This is a genomic window from Imhoffiella purpurea, assembly GCF_000585215.1.
Classification (GTDB): domain Bacteria; phylum Pseudomonadota; class Gammaproteobacteria; order Chromatiales; family Chromatiaceae; genus Imhoffiella; species Imhoffiella purpurea.
On record NZ_AONC01000110.1, the window covers coordinates 1 to 7,810 of the forward strand.

The 7,810-nt window shown below is 66.2% G+C and carries 7 protein-coding genes; 6 read left to right on the top strand and 1 reads right to left on the bottom strand.

Features of this window, described 5'->3' with window-relative positions; all coding sequences use genetic code 11:
• Nucleotides 1-425: 425 nt before the first annotated feature.
• Entirely contained in the window at nucleotides 426-1,622 is a 1,197-nt protein-coding gene (locus D779_RS20510) for a M20 aminoacylase family protein (RefSeq protein WP_043758277.1), read from the top strand.
• Nucleotides 1,623-1,662: 40 nt separating this feature from the next.
• Here the strand turns inward: D779_RS20510 and D779_RS20515 are convergent, their stop codons facing one another.
• Nucleotides 1,663-2,241 (bottom strand): Uma2 family endonuclease, encoded by a 579-nt coding sequence (locus D779_RS20515; RefSeq protein WP_043758282.1) that lies wholly within the window; start codon nucleotides 2,239-2,241, stop codon nucleotides 1,663-1,665.
• Between the two features lie 148 nt (nucleotides 2,242-2,389).
• On the opposite strand from D779_RS20515, the gene D779_RS20520 reads away from it, so the two are divergent.
• The 5 genes from D779_RS20520 to secF all read left to right on the top strand — a co-directional run bounded on the left by D779_RS20520 (nucleotide 2,390) and on the right by secF (nucleotide 7,717).
• The gene (locus D779_RS20520; protein WP_043758288.1) at nucleotides 2,390-3,109 is read left to right on the top strand and encodes an HAD family hydrolase; all 720 of its coding nucleotides are present in this window, start codon (nucleotides 2,390-2,392) and stop codon (nucleotides 3,107-3,109) included.
• The gene (gene tgt / locus D779_RS20525) at nucleotides 3,099-4,208 is read left to right on the top strand and encodes a tRNA guanosine(34) transglycosylase Tgt (RefSeq protein WP_043758289.1); all 1,110 of its coding nucleotides are present in this window, start codon (nucleotides 3,099-3,101) and stop codon (nucleotides 4,206-4,208) included. The genes D779_RS20520 and tgt overlap by 11 nt, the downstream gene beginning before the upstream one ends.
• Before the next feature lie 154 nt (nucleotides 4,209-4,362).
• Nucleotides 4,363-4,695, top strand: coding sequence for a preprotein translocase subunit YajC (yajC, locus tag D779_RS20530; protein WP_043758292.1), 333 nt, complete (start codon nucleotides 4,363-4,365; stop codon nucleotides 4,693-4,695).
• 181 nt (nucleotides 4,696-4,876) lie between these two features.
• The gene (gene secD / locus D779_RS20535; protein ID WP_043758295.1) at nucleotides 4,877-6,733 is read left to right on the top strand and encodes a protein translocase subunit SecD; all 1,857 of its coding nucleotides are present in this window, start codon (nucleotides 4,877-4,879) and stop codon (nucleotides 6,731-6,733) included.
• Between the two features lie 12 nt (nucleotides 6,734-6,745).
• Nucleotides 6,746-7,717: a protein translocase subunit SecF gene (gene secF, locus D779_RS20540; RefSeq protein WP_052348338.1), complete on the top strand. Its 972-nt coding sequence runs from the start codon at nucleotides 6,746-6,748 to the stop codon at nucleotides 7,715-7,717.
• Nucleotides 7,718-7,810 lie beyond the last annotated feature (93 nt).

The following is a 7,810-nucleotide window of genomic DNA, read 5'->3' on the forward strand; positions in this document are numbered from 1 at the left end:
GCGTCGTTTAGGTCGTGGTTTTGACTTTGCCATAGCGGAGCCCGTCTGTCTTCACGTCCCCAAGGGAGGAGGAGGGTCTGAACGCTTACGCTGGATCTTGACCAGTCAGTCGGCGCAAAGTGTTCCGAAAGCCGCCGCACGTTAAGTCCGGAAGCATCAGGATGCACTTCACTCGCGTAGGGCGTAATAGTGATAGCGTATTGCGCCGCATGATTGGTAGGCTGCTCGCCACAAGACACGACGACTGGCGCATGTCCCTCGCACATCGAGCCCTGTCTTTGAGCCATGAGTCTGCTGGGCCTGTGCCAACGTCCTTTCGGCGCAATACGCTGCGCTATTGCGCCCTACGAATCTGCGAGGAAACGGGCCTGGCAGTGCGCGGATGGGCGCCTGACTCGGACTCGATTCACGGAAATGCCTTGAACATGAACGATCGAACCGCCTTCGAGGCGCTGTGCGCCGATCTCGCCGAGCTGCGCCACGACCTGCACGCACATCCCGAGCTCGCCTTCCGCGAGGAGCGGACCTCGAACCTGGTCGCCGAGCGTCTCGCGGCCCTCGGACTGGAGGTCGACCGAGGCCTGGCCGGCACCGGGGTCGTGGGCACGCTGCGTCGCGGCGAGGGCGGGACCATCGGTCTGCGCGCGGACATGGACGCGCTGCCGCTGGACGAGCACACGGGGCTCGGATATGCCTCGCGCCAGCCGGGTCTGATGCATGCCTGCGGTCATGACGGGCACACGACCATGCTGCTCGGCGCCGCTACCTGGCTCGCGGAGCACGGCGGATTCAGCGGGACCTGTCACTTCATCTTCCAGCCCGCCGAGGAGAACCTGGCCGGCGGCAGGCGCATGGTCGACGAGGGGCTCTTCGAGCGCTTCCCGATGGACGCCGTCTTCGGTCTGCACAACTGGCCCGGGATCGAGGCCGGCTGCATGGGGGTGCGCTCGGGTCCGGTCATGGCCGCGGCCGACTTCTTCGAGCTGCGTATCTCGGGGACGGGCGGACATGCCGCCTATCCGCACCGGGCGCGCGACCCCATCGTCGCCGCGGCCCAGATCATCGGTGCCTGGCAGACCCTGGTCAGCCGATCCAGCGACCCGCTGGCGGCCGCCGTGCTCAGCGTCACCCGAATCCAGGGCGGAACCACCGAGAACGTGATCCCGGACCGGGTCACGCTCGGCGGAACCGTCCGCACCTTCGACGAATCGGTGCAGCAAAACATCGAGCAGGGCATGCGGCGCATGGCCGAGGGGATCGCGACCGCCCACGGCGTCGAGGTCGATCTGGACTACCAGCGGCGCTACCGCTCGACGGTCAACGACGCAGAAGCGGCAGCCGTGGCGCTGAAGGCCATGGAGCGCACGGTCGGTCCCGAGCGGATCGTCCGCGACCTGCCGCCGACCATGGGGGCCGAGGACTTCGGCTGGATGCTCGCCGCCTGTCCCGGGGCCTACGTCATGCTCGGCAACGGCACCCAGGGCGCCCACGGACGTGCACTGCACAACCCGGGCTACGACTTCAACGACGGCGTGATCGGCATCGGCGTCCGCTACTGGGTGGAGCTGGTCCACGGCACCCTGCGCGAGGAAGCAGCGACGGATCGGCCCATGCACCGCTGACCGAGGAACGGCGCAGCCTCTCCCGGAATCCAGCCGGAGCTCAACGGGGGAAGAGGTCGGCCACCTCGACTCGGACATCGACGCCCTGGATGGATATGCCGAGCGCGCCCTCGCCGACCGAATGGAGCTGCCGATAGCGGCCGGCGAACGCATTGGGATCACGATACGCGTGCAAGGCGCGGCTCGGGATGTCGACCACCCAGTAGAGACGGATGCCGACATGGGCGTATTTGGCGAGCTTGACCCCGGTATCGGCGGCGAGGCTGGAGTCCGCGACCTCGACGACCAGCAGCACGTCCTCGCCAGTGGGGTTGGATTCGGCATAGCGGTCGGCACGCTGGCGCAGCACCATGAGGTCGGGATAGACCTCGGTGCCGTCGTCCAGAACCAGAGGGCCCTGAACGCTGACAATGGCCTTGCCCGAAAGCAGCGGCGCCAGAATCATGTTCAGGGTATTGGTTGCACTGTTGTGCAAGGGTCCGATCGGCGACATGTCTCGCATCTCCCCGTCGATCAGCTCGACGCGATCGCCGTCTGCGAAGACGCCTGCGTCGATCATCTGGTGGAACCGATCCACGCTGACGCGGTGAATGGGGTTATGAAGATCCAGGGCTTCCATCGCGGGATACCTGCTGTGTCTCGTTGCTTGAGACTAGGCTAGCAGAGTCGCATGCGGGATGGGGACGAGCCCTGCCGATCGGCCGATCCGGTTTGGCGTCGGATCGGGCTTACAGGCACAATGCGTCCCTTTTCCGACCCGCTAGGCCATGTCCCGATCACGCATCCGCCTCATCACCTTCGACCTGGACGACACCCTCTGGCCCTGTCTGCCGGCGATCCAGGCGGCGGAACAGGTGCTCCACGGCTGGCTGCGGGACAAGGCGCCCCGGCTCGCCGAGGCGCACGACATCGAGAGCATGCGCGCGCATCGCCGCACGGTCATGGAGTCGATGCCCGAGATCGCGCACGACCTGGGGCTGGTACGGCACCGTTCGCTGATCCAGCTGCTGGAGTCCTTCGATTACCCGGCCGATCTGGCCGACGCGGCGGTCTCGCTCTTCCTGGAGCACCGTAGCCGGGTCGAACCCTATCCGGACGCCCTGCCCGTGCTGCGCGCGCTGGCACCGGACTACCGACTGGTCAGCCTCACCAACGGCAACGCCGATGTCGAGGTGACGAGTCTGCGCGGGATCTTCGCCCACAATCTCACGGCGGCCGGGATCGGCGCGGCCAAGCCGGATCCGGCCATGTTCCGCCGGGCGCTCGAACTCACCGGCTGCGACACCGACGAATGCCTGCACCTGGGCGACGACCCCTGGACCGACGTGGAGGCGGCGCGCGCGTTCGGCATCCCCGCGATCTGGGTCAACCGCACCGGCCGCGACTGGCCGGAGACGCTCGAACCGCCGTCGCTGACGGTGACGCATCTGTATGAACTGACCGCCTGGCTGAAGGACGGTCGTACCGGAGACGATGATGGAATTTGATCTGGTTGGGCAGGATGGTCTGGCGCGCCGGGGCCGTCTGCGCTTCGCGCGCGGGACGGTCGAGACCCCCGCCTTCATGCCCGTGGGCACCTACGGCACCGTGAAGGCCATGACGCCCGAGGAACTGCTGGAGGTCGGCGCCGAGATCGTACTCGGCAATACCTTCCATCTGATGCTGCGACCCGGAACCGAGATCATCCGCAAACTCGGCGACCTGCACGACTTCATGCACTGGGAGAAACCCATCCTGACCGACTCGGGCGGCTTCCAGGTCTTCAGTCTGGGCGATTTGCGCAAGATCACCGAGGAGGGCGTCCATTTCCAGTCGCCGGTCGACGGCGGCAAGGTCTTCCTCAGCCCGGAGGTCTCGATGCGGGTCCAGCGCGAGCTGGGATCGGACATCGTCATGATCTTCGACGAATGCACCCCCTATCCCGCCGACGAGGACCAGGCGCGCGCCTCCATGGAGCTGTCGCTGCGCTGGGCGGCGCGTTCGCGCGAGGCCCATGGCGACAATCCCTCGGCCCTGTTCGGCATCGTCCAGGGCGGCATGCACGAGGGTCCGCGCGCCGAGTCGCTGGAAGGTCTGACGCGGATCGGCTTCGACGGCTATGCCATCGGCGGGCTCTCGGTCGGCGAACCGGAGGCGGACCGGCTGCGGGTGCTGGACTTCCTCGCGGACAAGATGCCCACCGACCGGCCGCGCTATCTCATGGGGGTCGGGACCCCGGAGGACATCGTCGCGGCGGTCCAGCGCGGCATCGACATGTTCGACTGCGTCATGCCGACCCGCAACGCCCGCAACGGCTATCTCTTCACCCACCAGGGCATCGTCAAGATCCGCAACGCCGCCAACCGCTATGACGAAGGCCCGCTCGATCCCCGGTGCGACTGCTACACCTGCCGACACTACAGCCGGGCCTATCTGCATCATCTGGACAAGTGCAAGGAGATCCTGGGCGCGCGTCTGGCGACCATCCACAACCTGCACTATTACCAGACCCTGATGCGCGGCCTGCGCGAGGCCATCGCCGCCGGCCGGCTCGACGCATTCGTCGCTGATTTCAGGGAACATTACCGCTCGCGCCGTCCGGGTTGACGAACCTTTCGCCGAGAATGGGTTCTTACTCGCGACCGACCTTGTGCGATAATCCGCGGCCACGTCGTTCGCGGCGGACGCGCCGGCCGACGACGGAGCGCTATTCATGCAACTGGATCCGCTTCAGAGATCCTTTCACCACTAGGGAAGAGATATGAGCTTTTTCATCTCCGACGCCCTCGCCCAGGGCGACCCGGCGGCTGCCGCCGGCGACCCCTTCATGGCACTGCTGCCGCTGGTGCTGTTCGCGGTCGTCTTCTATTTCCTCTTGATCCGCCCCCAGGCCAAGCGCCAGAAGGAGCATCGCAAGATGATCGAGGCGCTGGCCAAGGGTGACGAGATCACCACGGTCGGCGGCGTCGCCGGTCGCGTCCTCGACCTCGGCGAGAACTTCATCCTGGTCGAGATCGCCGACGGCGTGCAGATCAAGGTGCGCCGGATGGCGGTCGAGGCCGTACTGCCGAAGGGTACCCTGAAGGAACTCTGAATCACCGGCAGAGACGGCACGAACATGGCTCGGCGGCCTCAGGCATCCGAGCCGTTTCATTTGCGCTGCCGCTCTATCTCCAATGAGGTCGCGGCCACCGCTCATCGGCGGTCGTCCCCAAGTCCCCTCCCCGCCTTTCCTCCAGGCTGTCGCGACCAGCGATGTTGAGATTGGAACTGCAATGAACCGATATCCCTTGTGGAAGAACCTGCTCATCCTGAGCGTGATCCTGCTGGGCCTGCTGCTGGCCCTGCCCAACCTCTACCCTCAGGACCCATCGATCGAGATCAGTGCCGCGCGCGGCGCCTCCGTCACCGACTCGAGCATCGGCGAGATCAGCGCGGCGCTCGAGAACGCCAAGGTCCCCTTCAAGGGGATCGAGCCCCGCGAGGGAGAGAAGCTGCTGGTACGCTTCGCCACCCCGGGCCAGCAGCTGAAGGGCCAGGAGACGATCGACCGCACCCTCGCCGAGCGCTACCGCACCGCGCTCACCCAGGTCGCCGACCTGCCCGGCTGGATGCGTGCCCTGAGCATGAATCAGATGGCCCTGGGACTCGACCTGCGCGGCGGCATCCACGTCGTCATCGACGTCGACATGGAGGCCGCGCTGGATCAGGCGCTCGAACGCTACATCGGCGACCTGCGCTCCCAGCTGCGCGAGGCCAAGGTCCGCTATCTGACCATCCTGCGCGACGGCACCGAAATCACCCTCAAGTTCTCGGACGCCGAGAACCGCGACAAGGCCGAGAAGGTGCTGAACCGCGAGTTCCGCAACCTGCAGCTGCAGTCGAGCGAGAGCGACGGCAACTTCCAGATCGATGCCAGTCTGCCCGAGACCGAGCAGAAGGAGATCAAGGACTTCGCCCTGCAGCAGAACATCACCACGCTGCGCAACCGCGTCAACGCCCTGGGCGTCGCCGAGCCGAGCATCGCGCGCCAGGGCGACCGGCGCATCGTCGTCGAGCTCCCGGGCGCCCAGGATCCGGGACGTCTGAAGGAGATCCTCGGCGCCACGGCGACCCTGGAATACCGCCTGGTCGACACCGAGGGCAGCGTCGCCGACGCGGTCGCCGGACGGGTTCCGGTCGGCAGCAAGCTCTATTACGAGCGTGACGGAACCCCGATCCTGCTCAAGCGCCGCGTCATCGTCACCGGCGACCAGATCACCGACGCCTCGGCCGGCTTCGACAGCCAGAGCGGCACCCCGGCGGTCTTCGTCAACCTGGACGGCCAGGGCGCGCGCCGCATGCGCAACGTCACCACCGAGAACGTCGGGAAGCCGATGGCGGTCGTCTTCATCGAGAACCGCACCACCACGCGCATGGTCGACGGCGAGCCGGTCAAGACCACTCGCAAGGTCGAGGAGGTCATCAGCGTCGCCAGCATCCGCGAGCCCTTCGGCCGCCGCTTCCAGACCACGGGTCTCGACAGCAGCGAGGAGGCCCACAATACCGCCCTGCTGCTGCGCTCGGGCGCCCTGGCCGCACCCATCGAGATCGTCGAGGAACGCACCATCGGTCCCAGCCTGGGTCAGGACAACATCGACCAGGGCTTCTTCTCGGTCATGGTGGGTCTAGCCCTGGTGGTCGGATTCATGGCCCTCTACTACCGCATGTTCGGCCTGATCGCCGACCTGGTGCTGGTGGTCAACCTGGTGATGATCGTCGCCGTCCTCTCGATGCTCCAGGCCACCCTGACGCTGCCCGGCATCGCCGGTATCGTGCTCACGGTCGGCATGGCGGTGGACGCCAACGTACTCATCTTCGAGCGTATCCGCGAGGAGATCCGCAACGGCAACTCGCCCCAGGCGAGCATCCACGCCGGCTACGACAAGGCCCTATCGACCATCGTCGACGCCAACGTGACCACGCTCATCGCCGCCGTGGTGCTCTTCAGCTTCGGCACGGGTCCGGTCAAGGGCTTCGCCGTGACGCTCTTCATCGGCATCGTCACCTCCATGTTCACCGCCATCCTCGGCTCGCGCGCCCTGGTCAACCTCGTCTATGGCGGCAAACGCCTCGACAAGCTGGCCATCTAGGGGGAAATCGCCATGACATCGAAACGCAACACCAACGCGAAGCGAACCATCAACGACTTCGACATCAACTTCATGGGCCGGCGCAAGCTGGCGGCCATCCTGTCGGGAACGGCCCTGGTCGTCGCCCTGCTGTCGATCCTCATCCGCGGATTCGACTTCGGGCTCGACTTCACCGGAGGCACGGTGATCGAGGTCGGCTATCAGGAGCCGGCCGAGCTGAGCGAGGTGCGCCAGTCGCTGGAATCGCAGGGCTTCCCCGGCGCGACCATCCAGTACTTCGGATCCAACCGCGACATCCTCATCCGTCTCATGCCTCAAGCGGAGGAGGAATCGAGCGCCGAGCTGAGCAACCGGGTGTTCCGTGCCCTCAGTCAGGACGCGAAGGGAGAGGTCGAACTGCGACGGGTGGAATACGTGGGACCGCAGGTCGGCGAGGAGCTGCGCGAGCAGGGCGGACTGGCGGTCCTCTTCTCGCTCATCGGCATCCTCATCTACGTAGCGCTGCGATTCGAGTGGCGCTTCGCGGTGGGGGCCGTGGCCGCGCTCGTCCACGACGTGCTCTTCACCGTCGGCGTCTTCTCGATCTTCCAGATCCAGTTCGACCTGACGGTGCTCGCGGCGGTGCTGGCGGTCATCGGCTACTCGCTGAACGACACCATCGTCATCTTCGACCGCATCCGCGAGAACTTCCGCCGCATGCGCAAGGGCACGGTCATGGAGATCACCAACAACTCGATCAACCAGACCCTCTCGCGCACCATCGTCACCTCGGGAACCACATTGCTGGTGCTGTTCGCCCTCTATCTGTTCGGCGGCGAGGCGATCAGCGGCTTCTCCCTGGCCCTGATCGTCGGCATCTTCGTCGGTACCTACTCCACCATCTACGTGGCGACCGCCATCGTCATCTGGCTGGGACTGAGCAAGGCCGACCTGATACCCGTGCCGGTCAAGAAGGAAGGCGCCGAGCTGAACTCCATGCCATAGCCAGCCGCCAGCCGCCAGCCGCCAGCCGCCAGCCGCCAGCCGCCAGCCGCCAGCCGCCAGCCGCCAGCCGCCAGCCGCCAGCCGCCAGCCGCC